This is a genomic window from Enterobacter sp. Ap-1006 (genome assembly GCF_011752835.1).
GTDB lineage: Bacteria > Pseudomonadota > Gammaproteobacteria > Enterobacterales > Enterobacteriaceae > Cedecea.
Genome location: NZ_VWWU01000001.1, coordinates 86,289 through 108,410, shown reverse-complemented (window position 1 = coordinate 108,410; position 22,122 = coordinate 86,289). Strand labels below are relative to the sequence as shown.

The window sequence follows — 22,122 nt, the reverse complement described above, 5'->3', positions numbered from 1 at the left end:
CCGGCATAAAGCCGGGTGCATAAAGATTAAGAACCCATACGGTAGTTCGGGGACTCTTTGGTGATCGTCACGTCGTGAACGTGGCTTTCCTGGATGCCCGCGCCGCTGATACGTACGAATTCTGCTTTGGTGCGCAGCAGGTCGATAGTACCACAGCCGGTCAGGCCCATGCAGGAACGCAGGCCGCCCATCTGCTGGTGAACGATCTCTTTCAGACGGCCTTTGTACGCTACGCGACCTTCGATACCTTCCGGCACCAGTTTGTCTGCAGCGTTGTCGGTCTGGAAGTAACGGTCAGAAGAGCCTTTGGACATCGCGCCCAGAGAACCCATGCCGCGGTAAGATTTGAACGCACGGCCCTGGTACAGTTCGATTTCGCCCGGAGACTCTTCGGTACCTGCCAGCATACCGCCAACCATTACGGCAGCTGCGCCAGCGGCGATGGCTTTCGCGATGTCGCCTGAGAAGCGGATGCCGCCGTCAGCGATAACCGGAATACCGGTGCCTTCCAGCGCTTCAACTGCGTCAGCCACGGCGGTGATCTGCGGTACACCTACGCCGGTAACAATACGAGTAGTACAGATGGAGCCAGGACCGATCCCGACCTTCACCGCGCTACAGCCAGCTTCGGCCAGGGCGCGAGCACCAGCGGCGGTTGCTACGTTACCGCCGATGATTTGCAGGTCAGGATATTTAGCACGGGTTTCACGAATACGTTGCAGAACGCCTTCGGAGTGGCCGTGAGAGGAGTCAATCAGCAGAATATCAACGCCAGCAGCGACCAGCGCGTCAACGCGCTCTTCGTTGCCTGCGCCTGCGCCAACCGCAGCCCCAACGCGCAGACGGCCCTGCTCATCTTTACAGGCGTTAGGTTTACGCTCTGCTTTCTGGAAGTCTTTCACGGTGATCATGCCGCGCAGGTGGAAGCCCGCGTCCACAACCAGCGCCTTTTCAACGCGTTTTTCGTGCATTTTAGACAGCACGACGTCGCGCGCTTCGCCTTCTTTCACGGTAACCAGACGCTCTTTCGGGGTCATGTACACGCTAACTGGCTGGGTCAGGTCGGTCACAAAGCGCACGTCACGACCGGTGATGATACCCACCAGCTCGTTATCTTCGGTGACGACCGGGTAGCCGGCAAAGCCGTTACGCTCGGTCAATTCTTTCACTTCACGCAGGGTGGTAGTTGGCAGCACGGTTTGCGGGTCAGTAACCACGCCACTTTCGTGTTTCTTCACGCGCTTAACTTCTTCAGCCTGGCGCTCAATGGACATGTTTTTGTGAATGAAACCAAGGCCACCTTCCTGCGCCAGAGCGATAGCCAGACGCGCTTCCGTCACGGTATCCATCGCTGCGGACAGCATAGGGATATTCAGACGAATAGTTTTGGTCAGCTGAGTGCTGAGGTCGGCCGTGTTCGGCAGAACGGTGGAATGAGCGGGAACGAGGAGAACGTCGTCAAACGTCAGTGCTTCTTTAGCGATACGTAGCATGGCAATATCTCAACCTGGGGGTGAATGAGAACAGATAAAATATTGCCGCGGCATTATACAGAGCGTAAGCGATTGCATCCACACTTTTTTCGCAAAACTCCTTGCTAATAGCGAAACGGAAGGTACTATCGACCTAATAACCTGCTGATTTAGAATTTGATCCAGCTCACATGTCGACACAAAATTCCCCCTCAATTTTTACCGTTTCTCGCCTGAATCAGACGGTGCGTTTGCTGCTTGAGCAGGAAATGGGGCAGGTCTGGATCAGCGGTGAAATCTCTAACTTCAGCCAGCCTTCATCGGGCCACTGGTACTTCACGCTAAAAGACGATACCGCCCAGGTGCGCTGCGCGATGTTCCGCAACAGCAACCGCCGCGTGACCTTCCGCCCGCAGCACGGGCAGCAAGTGTTAGTACGCGCTAACATCACGCTTTACGAACCGCGCGGCGACTACCAGATCATTGTCGAAAGCATGCAGCCCGCCGGTGAAGGGCTGTTGCAGCAGCAGTACGAGCAGTTGAAACAGAAGCTGAGCGCCGAAGGGCTTTTCGACCCGTTGCACAAGCAGCCCCTGCCCGCTCCGGCTCGCCAGGTCGGCGTGATTACCTCTAAAACCGGTGCGGCCCTGCATGACGTGCTGCATATATTACAGCGCCGCGATCCGTCGCTGCCGGTCATCATCTACCCGACCGCCGTTCAGGGCGCAGACGCTCCTCTGCAAATTGTGCGCGCCATCGAACTGGCCAACCTGCGCAACGAATGTGACGTGCTGATTGTCGGGCGCGGCGGCGGCTCGCTGGAAGACCTGTGGAGCTTTAACGATGAGCGGGTTGCGCGGGCAATTTTCGCAAGCAAGATCCCCGTAGTTAGCGCCGTAGGGCATGAAACTGACGTCACGATCGCCGATTTTGTCGCTGATTTACGTGCGCCGACGCCGTCCGCCGCAGCAGAAATCGTCAGCCGTAATCAGACGGAGTTACTGCGCCAAATCCAGTCCCAGCAGCAGCGTATGGAAATGGCGATGGACTATTACCTCGCCCAGCGCTCGCGGCGGTTTACCCATCTACATCACCGCCTGCAGCAGCAGCATCCTCAGCTACGTTTAGCCCGCCAGCAAACCACGCTTGAGCGACTGCGCCAACGTCTGGCCGTGGCAATGGACGGAAAAATGCGCCGGGCTAGTCAGCAGCAGCTGCGCCTTAGCCAGCGCCTGAACCAGCAGCAACCTCAGCCACGCATTCACCGCGCCCAGTCCCGCTTACAGCAGCTGGAATACCGCCTCTCGCAGTTAGTAAGCGCTCAGCTTAGCCAGACGAAACAACGCTTTGGCACCGCGCTGGCTCAGCTGGAAGCCGTTAGTCCTCTGGCGACGCTCGCCCGCGGCTACAGCGTGACCACCGCCGAAGACGGTAAAGTGCTGAAGAAAACCAAACAGGTGAAGTCCGGGGACACGCTAACCACGCGTCTGGATGATGGCTGGGTCGAGAGTCAGGTGACGGGCATTAAACCGGTGAAAGCACCGCGGAAGCGCAAGCCCGCGGCGAAAAATGAATAAGCCACTCAGAGCGCGGCGGGAATAAATTCCACGCGCTTTTTAGAAATCAGCCCATGGCCGTTCTGGCAGAAATAATCCACCGCCCCACACGCTTTCAATACCTGCAGCGGCTTATGGCAGTCCGGGCAAAGCGCTTCGAGGCGGAAGTCCTTCCCGCAGGCATCGCAGTGTGCCCCATCGTCCGTTTGTTTCAGTTCGTTTTTACACGCAGGGCAATTCAGTTCCATACGTTATCTCCATATAGTAAAACGGGAGCTTAATGCTCCCGTCCGAATTACTTACTTTTCTTGATGTGCTTGATGAGACGCTTACGCTTACGCATCTGGTTCGGCGTCAGGGTGTTACGTTTCCCGGCGAACGGGTTCTCCCCTTCCTTGAACTGAATGCGGATTGGCGTCCCCATAACGTCCAGCGATTTGCGGAAGTAGTTCATCAGATAACGCTTGTAGGAGTCCGGCAGATCTTTCACCTGGTTGCCGTGAATCACCACAATTGGCGGGTTATAGCCACCGGCGTGCGCGTATTTCAGCTTAACGCGACGACCACGCACCAGCGGTGGCTGATGGTCTTCTGCCGCCATGTTCATGATGCGGGTCAGCAGCGCGGTGCTTACGCGACGCGTGGAGCTGTCGTAGGCTTCACGCACGGATTCGAACAGGTTACCTACGCCGCTGCCGTGCAGAGCGGAGATGAAGTGCACGCGGGCGAAGTCGATAAAGCCCAGACGGTAGTCCAGCGTCTCTTTCACCTGCTCGCGAACTTCGTTGCTCAGACCATCCCACTTGTTAACCACGATAACCAGTGAGCGCCCACTATTCAGGATGAAGCCCAGAAGCGAGAGATCCTGATCGGAAATGCCTTCGCGGGCGTCAATAACCAGCAGCACAACGTTCGCATCTTCGATCGCCTGCAGGGTTTTGATTACCGAGAATTTTTCTACCGTGTCGGTAATTTTCCCGCGTTTACGCACGCCCGCGGTATCAATCAGCACGAATTCACGCTCGTCGCGCTCCATCGGGATATAGATACTGTCGCGGGTGGTGCCCGGCATGTCATAAACGACCACGCGTTCTTCGCCGAGGATACGGTTAGTTAGCGTGGACTTACCTACGTTAGGACGGCCAACGATAGCGAGCTTAATCGGCAGATCCTGAGGATTGAAGGCTTCTTCTTCCTCTTCTTCCTCAAACTCTTCGTCATCGGACACAATGCCGTTTTTGGCGTTAAACGCGGCCCAGTAGGCTTCGTCTTCGTCCATCTCTTCCGGCTGTTCGCGCGGGTCGATATCGTCCATCCACGGCACCAGAACGTGTTCCAGCAGGCTGGTCACGCCGCGGCCATGGGAAGCCGCAATCGGGTGGATTTCGCCGAGGCCCAGAGAATAGAAGTCAATCACCGCCTGGTCCGGGTCAAGACCGTCGGTCTTGTTCGCTACCAGGAAAGTTGGTTTCTGGCGGGAGCGCAGGTGCTGAGCGATGGCTTCATCGGCAGGCATCAGGCCCGCACGTGCATCCACCATGAACAGCACAACATCCGCCTCTTCAATCGCCAGCAGCGACTGCTCGGCCATGCGCGTTTCCACACCGTCTTCCGTGCCATCGATACCGCCGGTATCAATACAGATAAACTCGCGGCCTTCGACTTCCGCACGACCGTACTTGCGATCGCGAGTCAGCCCCGGAAAATCCGCAACCAGCGCATCGCGGGTACGCGTTAAGCGGTTAAACAGGGTCGATTTACCGACGTTAGGGCGCCCAACAAGCGCGACCACAGGTACCATTATAAAAGCCTCATTACTCAAAATTTATTAATAAAACAGCGTCAATTTTCGGCTGTTTTTAAAAAGCCAAAACGGCTCCCGAACTACGGGAACCGTTTCAAACGTGACGATTATCCGACAAGTTTAGCGTTTGATGGCGTACAGCGTGCCGTCTTTTGCCTGGATAAGCAGTTTGTCGCTGGCAACCACTGGCGTCGTCTGGAAGCCGGAGCTATCCACTTTCTGCTGGGCAACAAAGCGCCCATCATCGTTGTTGATCCAGTGCATGTAGCCTTCGCTGTCGCCAACGACCAGGTAGCCATTGTACAGCACTGGCGCGGTCAGGTTGCGGTGCAGCAGATCGCTTTGCGTCCACAGCGTTACGCCGCCGTCTACGTTCAGCGCAACAACGCGGTCATTCTGATCCACCAGGTAAATGCGGTTCCCGTCCACGATGAAGTCGTTCACCGAGCCCATCTCACGTTTCCACATGATCTGGCCGGAACGCAGATCCAGCGCCGTCAGGTTGCCGTTGTAAGCCAGAGCATAAACCACGCCATTCACGATAACCGGCGTGGTATCCACGTCGCTCAGGCGGTCAATTTCTGTCGCGCCGGTCGCCTGGGAGATACGCTGCTGCCAGATAAGCTGGCCCTGCTGCATCAGCACGGCGCTTACGCGGCCGTTATCTCCGCCGACAATAGCGGCACCAAAGGCGGTGGCCGGAGCCGATTCACCGCGCAGGGAGAGCGCAGGCATATCGAGGTTAACGCTCCATTTTACCGCGCCGTCAGCTTCGTTCAGCGCCTGCAGCATACCGTTGCTGGTATGAATCAGCACCACGCCGTCGCTCACAACCGGGCGAGACAGCGCTTCGCCAGCCACTTTTGCCTGCCAGGCGATGCTGCCGTCGGAGGTGTTCAGGGCGAAGACTTTCGCTTTTTCGGTGCCGACATAAACGTGGCCGCCGTCAACGGTCAGGCCGCCGGACAGCAGAGCAGGAATATTGCTGGAGAAGAAGCCGGTTTTCTCAGAGAGATCGACCTTCCACTCTTCTTTGCCGTCATCCGCATTCAGCGCTTTCACGGTACCGCGACGGTCAGCAGCATAAATGGTGCTGCCCTGCCACGCCGGATGCAGGTTAGAGTAGAAATCACCGATTCCATCACCCACGGACGTGCTCCACGCTTTTGCCGGAGTGAACTGATTTTCTACCGTTGGCAGCGGGGACATTTTAACCACATCTTCTTCGCCGCTGAACAGGGAGCAGCCGCTGAGCAGCGTCAAGGAGAGCAGCCCAGGCACAAATAGTTTACGCAATTGCATCGGGTCCCTCTTAGCTGGACAAATTATTGATTTTCATCTGCATCATTTCACGCAGGGCCGGAGAAGCATTGGTCTGTGAACCTTTGCTCCACGCATCACGAGCGCCCTGCTTATCCCCTTTACTGAGCAGCGCTTCGCCGCGCAGGTCGGCAACCATCGCTACCCAGCCTTCGCCTTTTACGCTATCCAGGGTTTTCAGCGCGGCATCAGCCTGTTTCTGCTGAATCTGAACGCGAGCCAGACGCAGATTGATCAGCGCCTGCATGTTCGCATCTTTGGTGCTGCTAAGGCCGTTTTGCAGCTGCGTTGCCGCTTTATCCAGCTCGTTTTTATCCACGAACTGCTGCGCCAGCTCTAACGCCGCCAGCGCGCCGTAGGTGTTTTTGTTGTTAGCGGCAAATTTCTCGACCGCTTCCAGCGTTTGCGGCTGGTCTGCTTTCACCGCGCTGGTCACATTCTGGTAAGCCAGGGAGGCTTCACGCATGGAGTCGTCCTGGTGGCCGTTCCAGTAACGCCAGCCCACCAGAGCGCCGATACCCAGCACAACCCCGACTACCAGCGCTTTGCCGTTTTCCGCAAAGAAGCGTTTAACCGCTTCCATCTGATCGTTTTCGTTCTCGTAAACTTCCACGCAGTCCTTCTCCTTAACGAATAATCACCGGGTAATTAACCCAGTAACGCCTGCAGATGGGCGGCAGCGTCGGCTTGCGCGACGTTTTGTTGCTCACCTGTGCGTAAATCCTTAACCACGACTTCGCCTTTAGCGACTTCATCTTCGCCCAGCACCAGTGCAACGCGAGCGCCCCACTTGTCGGCACGAACGAACTGCTTCTTGAAGTTACCGCCGCCGTAGTTAGTCATCAACTTCAGGGCCGGCACCTGGTCACGTAGCTTTTCAGCCAGCAGCATTGCCGCACCCTGCGTTCCCTGACCTGAAGATATCAGGTACATATCGACAACGGATTCTGCTTTAAATTCAGGATTAATCGCCTGAACCAGTAAAACAAGGCGTTCGAGGCCCATGGCAAAGCCAACCGCTGGCGCCGCGCGCCCGCCAAGCTGCTCCACCAGACCATCGTAGCGGCCACCGGCACACACGGTACCCTGAGAGCCCAGGCTATTGGTCACCCACTCAAACACGGTGCGGTTGTAGTAATCCAGGCCGCGAACCAGACGCTGGTTAACGGTGTAAGCAATGCCTGCCGCATCCAGGAACTGGCACAGACCGGCGAAATGCTCGCGGGACTCTTCATCCAGGTAATCGCCCAGCTGAGGCGCGTCGTTCAGCAGAGCCTGAACGTCCTGATTTTTGGAGTCCAGCACGCGCAGCGGGTTGCTGTACATGCGGCGTTTGCAGTCTTCGTCCAGCTTCTCTTTATGCTGTTCCAGGAAAGCTACCAGCGCATCACGGTAGTTAGCGCGCGCTTCCAGAGAACCGATGGAGTTCAGCTCCAGGCTGACGTGCTGGTCAATACCCAGCGCGCGCCACCAGCGAGCGGTCAGCATGATAAGCTCGGCGTCGATATCCGGACCGTTCAGGCCAAACACTTCCACACCCAGCTGATTAAACTGGCGGTAACGCCCTTTCTGAGGACGTTCGTGGCGGAACATCGGCCCGATGTACCACAAACGCTGTTCCTGATTGTACAGAAGACCATGTTCGATACCGGCACGCACGCAGCCCGCGGTGCCCTCAGGACGCAGGGTCAGGCTGTCGCCGTTGCGATCCTCAAAGGTATACATCTCTTTTTCAACCACGTCGGTGACTTCACCGATAGCGCGTTTGAATAACGGGGTCTGCTCTACAATCGGCAAACGGATTTCGCTGTAACCGTAGCTCGCGAGCACCTGCTTAAGAATGCCTTCAATACGCTGCCAGATGGCGGTTTCGCCCGGCAGATAATCGTTCATGCCGCGAATGGCTTGAATATTTTTTGCCACGTTTGTTCTCTGCTTTATATACAAAAAATGAACCCGAAATCAGGCCACTTACTCAGGTAAACGGCCGTGCGGGCTCAATCATACACGGGAAGCCCTGTGCTTCCCATGCTTCGCATTATTTTTCCAGCTGTTGGATATCAATACGCTGTTTTTCATCCAGCATGCTGGCTTTGGCACGAATACGCGCTTCAAGCTGCGCAATCATGTCGTCGTTGTCCATACGATCTCGCTGGCGGACGCCATCTTCGTAGAAACCACTTTTTTTATTGCCGCCGGTCACCCCAAGCGTGGAAACCAGCGCTTCACCCGGGCCATTCACCACGCAGCCGATAATGGAAACGTCCATCGGGGTGATAATGTCTTCCAGGCGCTGCTCCAGGGCATTTACCGTCCCGATAACGTCAAACTCCTGACGTGAGCAAGTTGGACAGGCGATAAAGTTGATCCCACGGGAGCGAATGCGCAGCGACTTAAGGATGTCGAAGCCCACTTTGATCTCTTCCACCGGATCTGCCGCCAGGGAAATGCGCAGCGTGTCACCGATCCCTTCAGAAAGCAGCAGCCCGAGGCCGATAGCGGATTTGACAGAACCCGCGCGCGCGCCGCCCGCTTCGGTGATCCCGAGGTGCAGCGGCTGATCGATCTGTTTTGCCAGCAGGCGATAAGACTCAACGGCCAGGAATACGTCTGACGCTTTTACGCTCACCTTAAACTGATCGAAGTTGAGACGATCCAGATGATCGACGTGGCGCATTGCGGATTCGAGCAGCGCCTGAGGTGTCGGCTCGCCGTATTTTTCCTGCAGATCTTTTTCCAGAGAACCGGCATTCACGCCGATACGGATAGGAATGTTTTTATCGCGTGCGCAGTCAACCACCGAGCGAATACGCTCTTCGTTGCCGATGTTGCCGGGGTTAATACGCAGGCAATCAACGCCGTACTCTGCGACTTTAAGCGCGATACGGTAATCGAAGTGGATATCGGCGACCAGCGGGACGCTGACCTGCTGCTTGATAAGCTTAAACGCCTCTGCGGCGTCCATTGTCGGCACGGATACGCGAACGATGTCGGCACCCACGCGTTCTAATGCTTTGATTTGATTAACCGTGGCTTCCACATCGGTGGTGCGCGTATTGGTCATCGACTGAACGGCGATAGGGGCACCATCGCCGATTGGCACATTACCGACGTAGATCCGCTTGGATTTGCGACGTTGGATGGGTGCGGCATTATGCATGGTAAATCTCCACAATTACGCGTCTGAACTGGCGCTGATTATTCAGCACCGACAGTGAGACGTGCAACCTGGTTAGTTCTGATAAAGCGACTCAGGTCCACAGGTTTGCCCTGATATTGAACCTGTACTGCTGACGGTGCGCCAATTTTCAGTTTATAAGGCGCTTTACCCGCTAAATCGAGCTTCGCATCTTTGCGCTGCAGGCCGCTAAACAGCTTTTTGCCGCTGGCGTCAGTCACTTCCAGCCAGCAGTCAGCGGTGAAGTGCATAGACAGCCCTTGAGAGGCGTCCGTCGTCTGATTCACGCCAGCCTGGTCGGTTGGCAGTTGGCCTGCGGTTGGCGCTGTCTGAGCGTTATCAACAGGTGCCTGGCTTGGCGCCACAACGGCAGATTGCTGAGCCGCATCTGCAGCAGCGGTTTGCTGAGCTGGCGCAGAAGAAGAAGCGGTGTTCTCCACTGGCGTAGGCAGTTCAACAGGTTGCGCAGGTGTTGATGTAGTAGATGTTGCATCGGCAGGCGTATCACTGCCGGTGTTCAGCGGCACAGACTGGCCGCCGCTGGTTGAAAGTTCGGTGGAAGATTGATCGGCCATGGTCGACAGCTCTTCCTGCTGCGCTTTGTGATTTTGCCACCACCATGCGCCGGTCAGGCCAATCACCACGAACAGAATCAGCCAGGTAAAGCTCATCAGCCAGCCGTCGCGCTTTTTACGACGCTTACCAAGAGAGAAGCTTTGCATCGGCTCAACTTTGGCTGCCTTAATCGGCGCCTGTTTCGCCATCATCGGCAACAGCTCTTCTTCAGGAATATGAACCAGTCGCGCATAAGAGCGGATATAGCCACGCAGGAAAGTCGACGCCAGCTCGGCAGGCGCCTTGTCGTCTTCGATATCCCTGACGGTGGAAACTTTCAGGCACAGGCGTTCAGCCACAGCCTGCTGGCTGAGCCCCATTTGCTCACGTGCATTACGTAAACGCTGGCCTGTGGTTTGTGCTGCATTTGATTCGTTAGTGGCTTCAGTATTCATTAGCTACAACTGCTGGTACTGTTCAAATTAAAGAATTTGGCACAAGTCCTGTACCGCAGCGTCTCCGCTACGTCAGATTGACTCGCACCGCGAAACAAATCTGATACCTGAAGGCTAGCCCTCAGTAAAAATTCCCGATTCCCGCCATGCTGTTAGCGCTAGCTGGCATTTTTACGGGCTACCGGACTCGCCGGTTAGTTAACCATAGTCAGCCTTTGGCAGGCTGTCCGTTAACTTTACGAAATGGGCACAACTAAACTGTTGTTGCGACGCTACATACTGCCTTAAAGCCGCCAGAAACGCACCGTAATTATTATGCTGAATGATGTATTAGGCCACGTTATTGACTGTTCATGCACTTTTGCCCGTTTTTTATACCGCGCCAGGCACCCTCGCCCAGCGCGGCAAATCGCCATTTACAATCAAACAGCTTTTACGGCAATAGGTTCGCCCTGCATACGTTTACGCATAGTGCGTTTGGTACGGTCGATCACTTCCCCCGCCAACTGACCACATGCCGCGTCGATATCGTCGCCGCGTGTCTTGCGAACAATGGTGGTGAAACCATAGCTCATCAGCACTTTTGAGAAACGATCGATACGGCTGTTGGAGCTGCGGCCGTATGGTGCGCCCGGGAACGGGTTCCATGGAATCAGGTTGATTTTGCATGGCGTATCTTTCAGGCATTCAGCCAGCTGATGCGCATGTTCGGTACCATCATTGACGTGATCCAGCAGAACGTATTCCACCGTGACGCGGCCCTGGTTGGCGTTGGATTTCTCCAGGTAACGACGAACTGCCGCCAGGAAGGTTTCGATGTTGTACTTCTTGTTGATCGGCATGATTTCATCGCGAATATCATCGGTCGGCGCGTGCAGCGAAATTGCCAGCGCGACATCAATCATATCCCCGAGCTTATCCAGTGCGGGTACCACACCAGAGGTAGAAAGCGTGACGCGACGTTTGGACAGGCCAAAACCAAAGTCGTCGAGCATGATTTCCATCGCCGGAACAACATTGTTCAGGTTCAGCAGCGGCTCGCCCATGCCCATCATCACCACGTTGGTGATAGGACGCACGCCCGTTTTCTTCTGGGCACCGATAATCTTCGCCGCGCGCCAGACCTGACCAATAATTTCAGACACACGCAGGTTACGGTTAAAGCCCTGCTGCGCGGTTGAACAGAATTTACATTCCAGCGCACAGCCAACCTGGGAAGAAACGCAGAGCGTGGCGCGGTCTTCTTCCGGGATATACACCGTTTCAACCAGCTGATCGGCAATCTTAATTGCCCACTTGATGGTGCCATCAGCAGAACGCTGCTCTTCAGCAACTTCAGGTGCACGAATCTCGGCGATCTCTTTCAGCTTATTGCGCAGCACCTTGTTGATGTCCGTCATTTCGTCGAAATCATCACTGCAGTAGTGATACATCCACTTCATGACCTGATCTGCACGGAAAGGTTTTTCACCCAGCTCGGCGAAAAACTCGCGCAGCTGCTGGCGATTGAGATCGAGCAGGTTAATTTTTTCGGCTTTATTGGAAACAACAACAGGTGTTGCTTCAGGCGTGTTCATTTCAGACATAATGTTTTCCGGCCTCGTTGTTACACGTTATGGCCCCTGGAGGGTTAGAAAAAGAAACGCCCCGGTGAGCAGGCTCTTCCGGGGGCGTTGCATTGTACAAATTCTATGGCATAGATGCCACGACTGAAAGCGAACAACTAAGATATTAAGTGTAAATTCGCTTACAGATTTAGAAATATCAACGTGTGCGTGGGCACACTTCGCCTTCGCCGAAGAAGTAGGCGATTTCACGGGCTGCGGATTCTACGGAGTCAGAACCATGGGTGCCGTTTTCGGTGAAGCTGTCCGCGTAGTCTGCACGCAGAGTACCAGCCAGTGCGTTAGCCGGGTTAGTTGCGCCCAGCAGGTCACGGTGACGCTGTACTGCGTTTTCGCTTTCCAGCACGGAAACAACGATTGGGCCAGAAGTCATGAACTCAACCAGACCGTCGAAGAACGGCTTACCGTCGTGCTCGGCGTAGAAACCACGAGCCTGCTCAACGGTCAGGTGCAGCATTTTTGCGCCAACGATTTTAAACCCTGCAGATTCAAAACGAGCATAAATGTTACCAATAACGTTTTTTGCCACCGCGTTTGGTTTGATGATGGAAAAAGTACGTTCAATAGCCATGATTACCTCTGTAGATGTTCTGTGTGTCCGGGGAAACCCGGTTATGAAATTGGCGCAGATTATAAAGAGCAAGTTTGTCGTTGCCTATGGATGGAGATAACATTTTTTTAAAATAAGATTAGTTTTGGCAACACTATTGCTGCAGCGGGTAGAATTTCACGTTTTGTCGTCACTGCAGGGTAAAGGTCGCGCTGGCAACCTGCCCGGACTCATCCATCACCACGACCTGATAGTCGCCCGGTTTATTGAGCATTAAGGCCAGCCCGTCGCCTTTACTCTCTTCGCTTTCTCCGTTAATGAACCACCACCGCTGGCCCTGCCCGCCCTGGCTGGAAAGCCGTAGCGGGAGCTGCATCTGCCCCGGTAAGCGTTTCAAAATAGTGCCGTCACGCACGCCAAGCAGCAGCAGCGGCGTTGCACTCTCTTTCTGTAGTGGTGGGCAACTGGCTGAAACAGCCGGCAAACGAGCAGCACGGCGTTCGGTCGGGGGTAGCCAGGGTTCAAGGGGCAATGGCCACAAAGCAACTGCCTGTTGAATAGCCCCAGGGCAATCGGCTGCCACTCGCTTACCCTGCGCATCCACCCAAATAAGCTGGCGCGTTCCCTGAGCGCCTTCTTGCCCCGGTGCAAGCAGCGTGGGCGGCTGAGCATCGTCCAGAAGCCATGTTGCCAGCCGTCGACGACAGTTCACATCCCCGGCAGGCAATGCCTGGCCGCCAGGCCAGCAGATCTCTGCGGCAGTAACGGAAGTGGGCCGGGGATCGGTCGGTAAATGGAGCTGCTGCACGCGCGAATTAGCCTGCAGCAAATTATTCACCTGATTAAGCAGCGGTACGGCACTCCCTAACCCAAACTGCCCCGCCACCGGCGTGCTATCAGGCCTGCCGGTCCAGATGCCAATCAGATAGCGCGAATTAATGCCTATGGCCCAGGCATCACGATACCCGTAACTGGTCCCGGTTTTCCACGCCAGAGGGACGACGGGAGGTAAAGAAGCATCCGGCTGAGGCTGGGCCTCCCCGGCAAGAATACGGCGAATCACCCACGCAGCTCCCGGCGACATCAGAGGGCGCTCTCGCAGGACATCACTTTCCAAAACCCGTAACTGAGCGGCCTTGCCATGACGGGCAAACGCGCTGTAGGCTGCCACTATCTGTTCCAGCCTGGCGCCACCGCCCCCAAGAATAAGCGACAGGTTGGGCTCACTGCCCTGAGGGAAGCGAAGGTTAAGCCCCACGTTACTCATCTGTCCGGCAAAACGCTTCGGCCCATAGGCCTCAAGCACCTGAACAGCAGGCAAATTCAACGAACGCACCAGGGCATCACTCATGCTTACCGGCCCGTGAAAACCGGTGTCGAAGTTCCCAGGGCGATAATCACCGAACCGACGCGGGACGTCCTGCAACAACGATGCCGGATGAATCAGCCCGTCATCCATTGCCATGCCGTAAACAAAAGGCTTTAACACGGACCCCGGCGAGCGAATCGCGGTGACCATATCGACATGCCCAAATCGGCTGTCATCGTTAATATCCGCCGATCCCACCCACGCGCGAACCTGCATTGTAGTGTGATCAACGACCAGCATGGCCAGCGAGGAACGAGGCGGCAGGCGCGATTTCCAGTTCAGCGCCAGCTCTTCCAGTTGGCGCTGTAAAGGAGCATTTATCGTGGTCGCAATCAACGTTGACTTGCTTTTCGATACCAGTGCCCGCGACAGCAGCGGAGCCAGCTGCGGCATCTGTCGCGGTGCCAGCCAGACAGGCTCCTGTAAAGCCTCATCAACCTGCTTTTGCGACCACACGCCCTGTTCCGCCATACGGCGTAAAACCTTATCCCGCGCCTGTTGCGCTCGTTCAGGCCAGCGATCGGGCCGCAGGCGGCTGGGAGCCTGAGGCAGCACGGCAAGCAAGGCCGCTTCTGAATAACTTAGCTGCTCAGGCGCTTTTCCAAGATACGCCCAGCTTGCCGCGCCGATCCCCTGTAGCGTGCCGCCAAAGGGGGCACGATTAAGGTAGAGCGTCAGGATCTCCGTTTTGGAAAGATGCCACTCGAGCTGAAAGGCCCGCCAGACCTGACGTATTTTGCCGCCAAGTGTACGAGGATGAGGATCCAATAAGCGGGCAACCTGCATTGTCAGCGTACTGCCACCAGAGATCACTTCCCCATAGCGCAGATCCTGCCAGGCCGCGCGCAAGATAGAGAACGGATTGACGCCAGGATGATCCCAAAACCAGCGATCCTCATAGCCGATTAGCGCTTCCAGGTAGCGGGGAGAAACCTGATTCAGTACGACGGGATAACGCCAGATCCCTTCGGCATCAGCAAAACGCCAAAGCGGCGTGCCGTCTGCCGCCACCACCACCCGGGCCGGATTGACCTCTTGCAGCGGCAACGGCCAAAGCTTATCCGCCAGCCAGATAAAAGTAGCAACCAGCAGCGGGACTATCAGCCAGAGATAGCCCCGCCGCCAGCGTAGCCTTGATCCGTTAAGCACCGACGTTCTGCTTACGGCACAACGGTCAACGTGCCGGTACTGCTACCGGTTCCCCGCCACTGCGGAACGTACATGGATTCCACCTGCGGTACGGGCACGGTGTAGCTTCCCGGCGTAACGGCTCGGGCCAGGTAAATAAGCGTCGCATGCTGGCCTTCATTAAGCGGCAATGCGGCCACAAAGCGGTCATCCCTGAACTCCATATGCTGTATGTCCTGCTGCTGCATTTGGTTCAACAATGCCTGCACTTCACTCGCGCTGTCGCTCAGGCTCGCACTGCTGTTCGCCAGATTCTGGTTTTCCAGTTCGAGCCCGGCCGGCAGTAAATCGACAACCAGCGCATCCGGCACGTTTTTGTCTGCCCAAACGTCCAGCCAGACCATCACCAGCTCACCGCTTTTCAGCGAAGACAGTGGCCGGGTGTTACCTTTCGCATCAAGGAAGTGACGTTCAATATGCAACACATTGCTATAGGCCGCCGGTGCCTGCTGCGGATATCCCGCGCTGTCGAGGCGCAAATAGAGGCTGCTCATCCCGGTGTTGGTCACCTGCAGATCAGAAAGCTGCTGCGCGCTCAGATTGCGCGTTACCGACTGACTGGATGCCAGTGGCTGTGCACCAAGCGATGTCTGCGCCTGCCAGTCGCCTTTCACGTTTTGCAGACCGTGACCGGCAATAAACAACGCATTGGTTTCCTGAGTGGATAACCAACGCTGGCTCCAGGCCATGTCAGACAGCTCAAGCAGCAGCTGATTCTGGGTGTCAGGAAGCAGCTTGTTCTCTTCCAGCAGGCTCAGCATCATCGCCTTATCCCGCAGCTCGCTGCCGTAATCCGCCATCCAGATCTGTTTATCGCTGCGCTGAGTTTTCAGCCCCAAAGCAATCGCCTGTTGGCTGCGAGGTTCATCCCCCATAAACTTCAGCGCGATGCCCAACTGCACGAGCGGCAGCCCGGCACGCGCCTGATCGTGGCGCTGCCAAAGCTCGCGCAATGCCCCAAGGGGCGCTTTTTGCTGACGAGCCAGCACCAACCCGGCATAAGCCTGTACCGCAAAGCGGCTGGCCGGAGCATCGTCGCTGTAGCGTAAGGCAATTAAACCAGGATCCTGCAGATAGCGCAGCAGGCGCTGATTGGCCTTGTTGAGTGCATCCCCATTGACGCTGTACCCCTGCTCACCGGCTCGCACCAGGAAGTCCGTGACATAGGCCGTCAGCCAGTATTCTTCCGGCCCTGCTTTATCCCACAGCCCAAAAGCGCCATTGTCACTTTGCATCTCAAGCAGGCGGGCAATCCCTACATCAATGGCAGTCCGGCGCTGCTGGTCGGTTATACCTTTAATACCCAACGCATTAAGTTCAGCTTCATTGGTATACAGAGACGGGAACAGACCGCTGGTCGTTTGCTCAAGGCAGCCATACGGATAGGCTTTTAGCTCACGAATGTAACGCGCCAGGTTCAGTGGCGGACGCCCACTCAGCAGCAGCTGCCCTTCCAGGGTAGATTCAGCAATGCCGGACAGATGCTTAGGCGGAAGCGTCCATGTCTCTCCCGGTTTAACCACGGCACCGCTGTTCACCGTCTGCGCAGGGAATGCAGGACGAACGCCGATTTTCCACTGTTTGATTGGGTCAGCCAGCGTTTCACCCGGCAGTGCGAGGCCGTTAATCACGGCTTTGATTTCACCGTCACCGAAACCTTCCAGCGCACGTACGGGAATGAACAGCGTGCCGCGAGCACCAGGCGCCAGCTTCACGTCCATCGTCGACGCGCCATTGAGCGCTAACAGCCCCTGAGCGCTCAGTACCACGCTAAGCTGCTGGGGCCTGTCCGTCAGGTTAGTGAGATCCAGCGCGAGGCGGCTGGTATCGCCACTCGTCATAAACCTCGGCGCGGCCAGTTCGCTCACCAGCGGCGCGGCAACCGTGACTTTTTCTTCGCTATTACCAAAGCGATCGTCGGTCCAGGCCTGCGCCATAACCCGCAACTCGCCGTTGAAATCACCAATCGGCAGCGTCACCGTTCCTTCGCCGTTTTCATCCAGCGCAACCGGTTGGGCTTGCTGAGCGATGATAGTGACATGATTCACCGGCTTTTTACCGCCGCGACTTAGCTCATCGCCTTCATCGCCGTCACCGCCGAAGCGCAAAGCAGCCAGTCGCCCTTCGCCTTCAATCACCTGACCGTAAATGTCATAGATATCTGCCCCATAGCGCTTGCGTCCAAAGAAGGCGTCCCACGGATCCGGCGTTTTGTAATCGGTGATATTAAGCACGCCGCTATCCACGGCGGACAGCAGCACGTTGATCTGCTTCGGCACTTCGCCATTTTTCACGCTGGCCTTCACCTTCACGGTCAGGTTTTGGTTAGGCCGCATTTTGGCTGGATTTTGCAACGTCAGATCGAGACGGCGGCTCTCGTCTCCTAGCGGCAGATGAAGGATCCCAACCGCGCGCTTAGGCGTGGCGGAACGCGCCTTGTCTCCGGGGCGAATAACAACGGTGCTTAAGTAAAGATCGTGCCGCTGCCAGCTCTTATCTACCGGAATGGCAAGATCCATGCCGCCTGCCGGAACATCTATTTCTTTCCACCACAGTGGGCCGTCACTGGATTCCACCAGCGCATAGCCTTTACCTGCGGCGGGCGCGGCAATATGCAGATTGATGGTATCGCCAGCTTTGTAAGACGGTTTATCTATTTTTAGCGTCACTCTGTCCGGACGCACTGCCCCCGTGCCATCGCTGTTATCCTGCCAGCTGTAACCGGCCCAGAAGCGCAGGCTACTGACAAGGTTGCTCTCTGGATCTCGAACTTCCAGGCGGTACGAGCCCCACTCTACCGGGAAGGCAACTTTGCCCGTTTCTCCGGCAGCCAGCGTCAACTTCTGCTCGGCTTCCACCAGATCTTTTTGATCGTACTGAGACCGCCAGCCTTCACTTTCTTCCCAGCTCCAGTAGTAGTCCCGGCGCTCACGAATCAGGCGCACGTCCAGATCGCTTACCGCCAGCTTTTCCCCCTGCGCATCGGCATACACAATGTCGAATCCTGCGCTGCTGTCTTCATCGACGATGGGCTGAGTGCGGGTAGTGTCGGTCCGGTAGTCATAAACCTCTTTGCTGGCAAATTGAGGGCGGATCCCAGGCATTGCCTGAGCTGGCCAGATAGCCTGTTCAACGCGTCGTGTCACCGGACGACCGCCGGACTCCAGCAGGCTTGCCTGCAAAATAAGGCGCAGAGGAGAATGCACGTCCCCCCACTGGCTTTCCGCGCTGACGGTCGTGTGCCCTTGTTCATCCAGCGTTAGCTCAACGGCATCCAGGCTACGGGAAAGGTTTTGCTCATTGATATCGCCGAACTGGAACCCAGGCAGCTTTGCAACGGCATCACGTAAAGGGCGCAGGAATAGCTGCCCCTGAAGGCTGTTACCCGCGGCTGGCGCACCGTAGAGATAGCGCCCGGTAACGTCGAAATTGACGGTATCTTCAGGCGCTATCGGCGCGCTCTGCGCCGTGAGATTCAGCGCCATACGCTCCGGCATGAAGTCTTCAACTTTAAATGTCCAGATACGCGGCTGGTTATCCCCGGTGTTGACCCGCATTTGCCAGTTACCGGTTGCCGCGCTTTCACTCAGAGGCCAGGTAAATTGATAAAGTCCGTTGGCAGACTGCCACACTTCGGTGCGGGTAACCTGGCCGTCCGGTTTTACGACCTCAAGCTTCACCGGCTGCGGCGGGAGCGGTTTGCCATCCCCATCCCTGAGCAGAGCATTCACGATGACAGACTCTCCGGGGCGATAGAGATCTCTTGGGCCAAACATGAAGAACTGTTTGCTGTAGCCTTGCTCACCGGCAATATCAAACTCTGCCAGATCCAGAGCCGGGCGGCTGAGATCGAGCAGCGTGGTTTGCTCACCATTGCGCGCCAGCAGCAGCGTGCCTTTGTTCAGCTTCTCAAGCGTGGCATGCCCGTCACTATCACTTTTCGTTTGCCCTACCGTTTGGCCTTTTTCGTTCAACAGCGCAATCTCCACACCCGACTGCGCGGCACCGTTCTCCAGGCTTTGAGTAAAGACGTCAATTCTGTCGTGGTAGCGATGCACCGAAACACCAACATCACTCAGCGTGAACAGGGTTGCAGCGTTGCTGTAGGCGTAATGCCCGGCCTGGCTCATGATGGCGAGATAGACGCCGGGCTGCTGGAGAGGTTTGATATCACCCAGCGGCAGCATTAGCTTCTCACGGGTATTTCGCGCAGGATTTAGGTCAAAACGCCCGGTGTAAACCAAGTCGGCCAGTTTCAGCAGGTTGTCAGATTCCCAGTTTGAAACCGAGTTACGGTACTGCCACTGGCTGACAAACGCGCTTAGGGAGCTGTCTTTAATGCGATAAAAGTTAACGTCAACGTTATCGACGTTAAGCGCCATCACCGGCAATCCCGCAATCACTTTAGTCGGCAGCAAGGAGCCCCGGCTGGCAAAGCCAACACTCGGCTGAATATCACGCGTGGCAATTTGCTTTTCAAAGCCATCTTCGAGCGTCGCTTTATTGAGCGCAAGCAGCCCGCTGTCTACGGTCACAATCAGCGTGCGTTTGGGCTCCAGATGCCGCAGACGAAGTTCTTTTAGGTCACTGGAAAGCTCCCAGGCACCGTCCACTTTGCCGCTGGTTTTATCCACCAGATGGGCAACTTTATTGAAGTCCTGATTGGGGTCGAGCGGAATCGAGAAGGTCAGCACTAACGTACTGGCACCGTCCAGCTGAACTTCAGAGGCATCGAGCAGCTTCAGCGGCTTCCCCGCAGACTGCTGAGCCAGTTTTTCCAGTTGAGCTGCATCCGGCTTAGTTTCAGCCTTACTGTTTTGTTCCGCTGCTGCAGAGGCGGTGGGCTGAACGGTTTGCTGATTGTTTTTATCGTCACAGCCGGAAAGCGCAAGCAGGCCGCAAACCAGTACGGCAAGGCTCGTCAAACGTAGTGCATTCATTCTTTCATCCCTGGCCAATAAGGGCCGCCAAACATTACGTAGAGCAAGTATTATGCGGATTAGCCAGAAAAGCGAAAGTCGGAATACTCTGCCTTGCGCGAAGCCACGCAGGCGGCAGTAAATTTGCGGGAGTATTCATTAAGTTTTACGAAGTATCTCGCGGTGTCGGGCAAGGCCGCTTGCCGGGTTATAGAAAAACACCGACAATCCATTTTTCTTTGATGAACCGGAGGCTCATTGTGTCCACCTCTTTCTTCGTCGCGAGCGACTGGCTCGCAGAACATATTAACGATGACGATATCCAGATTTTAGATACCCGCATGGCACCAGCAGGCCAGGAAGCACTTCGAGATATGCCTGCGGAGTACCGTGCCGGGCATCTGCCAGGTGCGGCCTATTTCGACATCGAAGCGCTCTCCGATCACACCAGCCCTCTTCCTCATATGATGCCACGTGCAGAAGCGTTTGCCGTGGCTATGCGCGAGCTTGGCGTTAGCAGTGACAAGCATCTGGTGGTTTACGACGAAGGCAACCTGTTCTCTGCGCCTCGCGCCTGGTGGATGCTGCGCACCTTCGGCGTCGAGAGAGTGTCCATTCTGGCCGGTGGGTTGGCGGAGTGGCAGCGTGAAGCATTGCCGCTGGAACAAGGGGACGTGGATCTACCGGAAGGTGAGTTCGAAGTTAACTTCGACCCACTGGTTATCAAGCGCCTGACGGACGTGCTGCTGGTCAGTCACGAAGGCACTGCGCAGATTGTGGATGCCCGCCCTGCTCCACGTTTCAACGCGTTGGCCGATGAACCGCGCCCGGGCCTGAAACGCGGCCATATTCCTGGGGCGCTTAACGTGCCGTGGGTGGACCTGGTAGAAAACGGTCAGCTGAAGACTACGGACAAACTGAGCGAGATCTTCGAACGCCAGGGCGTGAGCTTTGAGCGGCCAATTATTGCCAGCTGTGGTTCAGGGGTTACCGCCGCCGTTGTGGTGCTGGCGCTGACCACGCTGGGCGTGAACGGCGTGTCGCTTTACGATGGTTCGTGGAGTGAATGGGGTGCTCGCCCAGACCTGCCCGTTGAGCCTGCACAATAAATACAAAAAGGGAGGCACTGCGCCTCCCTTAGAATATGTATAACCGGCCGTTAAATAATGCGGTTTTGCTTGAAGTCGCGCAGGAAGCTGCCCCAGCGGCGTTCATAGAACGGCGTGATGTGGGCAATCATAAAGTGGCTGATACCCTTCTCGCCTTCAACAACCTGGCAGATATCAACCGGCTCATCGCCCGGCAACGTATCGGTGGCTACGCTTCCGGCCTGACGAATAATCGCCTCGATGTCGCCGTCGGCCTCAATGCCAATCAGCAGGTTTGGCTCTTCGTCCGCCTGTTCTTTGATAGAGCAGATAAACGCACGTTTGACCGTTTTCAGGTTTTTAAACAACGTGGTCAGAGAGTCAACCATCTGCGCTGGCGGTTCAGCGACTTCGGAAAGCAGCAGTGAAGTACCGCCCTCCAGCACTTCCTGCTGGCTCAGTGGATCGCTTTCCGCGCTGACCAGATGGCTGATTTCATTTGGCGTAAATTCTTTGCCTGTCGGCAGTTTGGCGTTGAGGAACAGCGCTTCACCCAGCGTCATTTCAAATAAAGTGCGCACGGGCATTACCACAAACGCCTGCTCGTGACTGACCGCTTCCTGCAAAGCTTCCAGGGAGGTGAAGAAAGGGATCACCGAAGTGCCGTCTTCTTTTTCCCAGTGCTGCAGTTCAACCGCGCTATCGGCGTCAATCGCTTCACCTTCTGCCGCATTGCCCGGCACCCAAACGGTGGATTCCAGCAGGGTGCGGAAAAATGCCGGGCGATGCGCCGGCTCGGTTGCCGCCTGCTCAAGCAGGGTTTCTAATTCGTTTTTTGTTTCTGACATTGTGATTCCGGGATAAAGCTTAAGAGGTTTACCCTCACCCTAACCCTCTCCCTGAAAGGGAGAGGGAACAGTTCAGAGTCTCTTTCCTGAAAGAGAGAGGAAACAGTTCTGAGTCTCTCTTCCTGACAGAGAAAGGCGACAGTTTCGAGTCTCTTTCCTGAAAGGGAGAGGAAACAGTTCAGAGTCTCTTTTCTG

The 22,122-nt window shown here is 56.0% G+C and carries 15 protein-coding genes; 2 read left to right on the top strand and 13 right to left on the bottom strand.

Annotated elements, in window-relative coordinates; all coding sequences use genetic code 11:
* Nucleotides 1–26 precede the first annotated feature (26 nt).
* Entirely contained in the window at nt 27–1,493 is a 1,467-nt protein-coding gene (gene guaB, locus F3J28_RS00520) for an IMP dehydrogenase (protein ID WP_166871697.1), read from the bottom strand.
* Nucleotides 1,494–1,663: 170 nt separating this feature from the next.
* Here guaB and xseA point away from each other — a divergent pair, with 170 nt between their 5' ends.
* Nucleotides 1,664–3,049 (top strand): exodeoxyribonuclease VII large subunit, encoded by a 1,386-nt coding sequence (gene xseA / locus F3J28_RS00515; RefSeq protein WP_166871694.1) that lies wholly within the window; start codon nt 1,664–1,666, stop codon nt 3,047–3,049.
* Between the two features lie 5 nt (nt 3,050–3,054).
* Here the strand turns inward: xseA and F3J28_RS00510 are convergent, their stop codons facing one another.
* The 11 genes from F3J28_RS00510 to F3J28_RS00460 all read right to left on the bottom strand — a co-directional run bounded on the left by F3J28_RS00510 (nt 3,055) and on the right by F3J28_RS00460 (nt 20,012).
* Nucleotides 3,055–3,276, bottom strand: a complete 222-nt coding sequence (locus F3J28_RS00510) for a zinc ribbon domain-containing protein (protein ID WP_166871691.1) — start codon at nt 3,274–3,276, stop codon at nt 3,055–3,057.
* Nucleotides 3,277–3,323: 47 nt separating this feature from the next.
* Nucleotides 3,324–4,829, bottom strand: coding sequence for a ribosome biogenesis GTPase Der (gene der, locus F3J28_RS00505; protein WP_039305677.1), 1,506 nt, complete (start codon nt 4,827–4,829; stop codon nt 3,324–3,326).
* A gap of 123 nt (nt 4,830–4,952) precedes the next feature.
* The gene (gene bamB / locus F3J28_RS00500) at nt 4,953–6,134 is read right to left on the bottom strand and encodes an outer membrane protein assembly factor BamB (RefSeq protein ID WP_166871687.1); all 1,182 of its coding nucleotides are present in this window, start codon (nt 6,132–6,134) and stop codon (nt 4,953–4,955) included.
* Nucleotides 6,135–6,144: 10 nt separating this feature from the next.
* Nucleotides 6,145–6,765, bottom strand: a complete 621-nt coding sequence (locus F3J28_RS00495) for a YfgM family protein (RefSeq protein WP_166871684.1) — start codon at nt 6,763–6,765, stop codon at nt 6,145–6,147.
* Between the two features lie 35 nt (nt 6,766–6,800).
* Nucleotides 6,801–8,075, bottom strand: a complete 1,275-nt coding sequence (gene hisS, locus F3J28_RS00490) for a histidine--tRNA ligase (protein ID WP_008459407.1) — start codon at nt 8,073–8,075, stop codon at nt 6,801–6,803.
* A gap of 115 nt (nt 8,076–8,190) precedes the next feature.
* Nucleotides 8,191–9,312, bottom strand: coding sequence for a flavodoxin-dependent (E)-4-hydroxy-3-methylbut-2-enyl-diphosphate synthase (gene ispG, locus F3J28_RS00485; RefSeq protein ID WP_008459408.1), 1,122 nt, complete (start codon nt 9,310–9,312; stop codon nt 8,191–8,193).
* Between the two features lie 38 nt (nt 9,313–9,350).
* Nucleotides 9,351–10,340, bottom strand: a complete 990-nt coding sequence (gene rodZ, locus F3J28_RS00480; RefSeq protein WP_166871681.1) for a cytoskeleton protein RodZ — start codon at nt 10,338–10,340, stop codon at nt 9,351–9,353.
* A 422-nt stretch (nt 10,341–10,762) separates the two neighbouring features.
* Nucleotides 10,763–11,926, bottom strand: coding sequence for a dual-specificity RNA methyltransferase RlmN (gene rlmN / locus F3J28_RS00475; RefSeq protein ID WP_008459410.1), 1,164 nt, complete (start codon nt 11,924–11,926; stop codon nt 10,763–10,765).
* Between the two features lie 178 nt (nt 11,927–12,104).
* Nucleotides 12,105–12,536 carry a nucleoside-diphosphate kinase gene (ndk, locus tag F3J28_RS00470; RefSeq protein WP_039296136.1) on the bottom strand — a complete coding sequence of 144 codons (432 nt, stop codon included), beginning with the start codon at nt 12,534–12,536 and terminating at the stop codon, nt 12,105–12,107.
* 169 nt (nt 12,537–12,705) lie between these two features.
* A complete protein-coding gene (pbpC, locus tag F3J28_RS00465) occupies nt 12,706–15,033 on the bottom strand; it encodes a peptidoglycan glycosyltransferase PbpC (RefSeq protein WP_166871678.1) in 2,328 nt (775 codons plus the stop codon).
* Between the two features lie 11 nt (nt 15,034–15,044).
* Complete coding sequence (locus tag F3J28_RS00460) at nt 15,045–20,012, bottom strand: alpha-2-macroglobulin family protein (protein WP_166871675.1); 4,968 nt, start codon at nt 20,010–20,012, stop codon at nt 15,045–15,047.
* Between the two features lie 239 nt (nt 20,013–20,251).
* Here F3J28_RS00460 and sseA point away from each other — a divergent pair, with 239 nt between their 5' ends.
* Nucleotides 20,252–21,100: a 3-mercaptopyruvate sulfurtransferase gene (gene sseA, locus F3J28_RS00455; RefSeq protein ID WP_166871672.1), complete on the top strand. Its 849-nt coding sequence runs from the start codon at nt 20,252–20,254 to the stop codon at nt 21,098–21,100.
* 50 nt (nt 21,101–21,150) lie between these two features.
* Here the strand turns inward: sseA and sseB are convergent, their stop codons facing one another.
* On the bottom strand, nt 21,151–21,927 hold the full coding sequence (sseB, locus tag F3J28_RS00450) for an enhanced serine sensitivity protein SseB (protein WP_039296146.1): 777 nt from the start codon (nt 21,925–21,927) through the stop codon (nt 21,151–21,153).
* Nucleotides 21,928–22,122 lie beyond the last annotated feature (195 nt).